At 46.7% G+C, this 319-nt stretch carries 3 tRNA genes; all 3 read right to left on the bottom strand.

Annotated features, from left to right (window positions below):
• Positions 1-14: 14 nt before the first annotated feature.
• A tRNA-Lys gene (locus tag KO531_RS22225) sits at positions 15-90 on the bottom strand.
• A 37-nt stretch (positions 91-127) separates the two neighbouring features.
• Positions 128-203, bottom strand: a tRNA-Lys gene (locus tag KO531_RS22230).
• Positions 204-241: 38 nt separating this feature from the next.
• A tRNA-Lys gene (locus KO531_RS22235) sits at positions 242-317 on the bottom strand.
• Positions 318-319: the final 2 nt, after the last annotated feature.

Raw genomic sequence — 319 nt, forward strand, 5'->3', positions numbered from 1 at the left:
CACTTTCAGTAAAGTGGTGGGTCGTGAAGGATTCGAACCTTCGACCAATTGGTTAAAAGCCAACTGCTCTACCGACTGAGCTAACGACCCATGGAGTATAACGCTGATTTATGCACTTTCAGTAAAGTGGTGGGTCGTGAAGGATTCGAACCTTCGACCAATTGGTTAAAAGCCAACTGCTCTACCGACTGAGCTAACGACCCATCGAGGTATAACGCTGATTTATGCACTTTCAGTAAAGTGGTGGGTCGTGAAGGATTCGAACCTTCGACCAATTGGTTAAAAGCCAACTGCTCTACCGACTGAGCTAACGACCCAT

The organism is Shewanella sp. NKUCC06_TVS (assembly GCF_019345515.1).
Taxonomy (GTDB): domain Bacteria; phylum Pseudomonadota; class Gammaproteobacteria; order Enterobacterales; family Shewanellaceae; genus Shewanella; species Shewanella oncorhynchi.